Here is a 507-nt window from a genome sequence, read left to right as displayed (position 1 = left end):
GCGTGTCCGTCGGTGGTCGCGGCCAGGCAGACCTTCGTGTTGCCGGTGGCGGCGCCCTGGGCGGCCTGGCCGCCTCCGGAGAGCCGGCCCGCGCCGGACGCCCCCAGGGCGGTCCAGGCACCGATCCGGTCGTCCAGGCGGTAGGTGCCCGCGACCAGGCGCATCCCTCCTGCTTCGGAGGGGCCCGCGGAGTCGGACCGAGTGGCGATGACGGCTCCCAGCCCGGCGCCGGTCCGTGCCGTGCGCGCCACGCCTTCGCGGCGGAACGGCTCGAACAGCTCCGCCACCGTCGCCGGATCGACCAGCCCGCCCGAGGACCGCACGCGCAGGGTGGTCCACCGCTGCCCCGGCTGGGTCACCGCCTCGATCCAGCCGCCGTCGACGTTGTGCCGCACCGCGTTCTCCAGCAGGTTCCCGGCGATCCGCTCCAGCAGCGCCGGACCCCCGATGGAGTACGACGGCACCAGCTGGAAGTCGGTGCGCAGCTGCCGCCGCTCGGCCTCCCGG

1 protein-coding gene is annotated in these 507 nt (G+C 76.1%); it reads right to left on the bottom strand.

Annotation, left to right across the window (positions count from 1 at the left end):
• Positions 1-507: ATP-binding protein (locus tag ACYVJE_RS23150; protein ID WP_461146146.1), on the bottom strand; the 507-nt coding region annotated here is incomplete at both ends.

This window comes from Salinifilum aidingensis (assembly GCF_054782015.1).
Note: the sequence above shows the minus strand (reverse complement) of the source record. Positions and strands in the feature narration are given on the sequence as shown.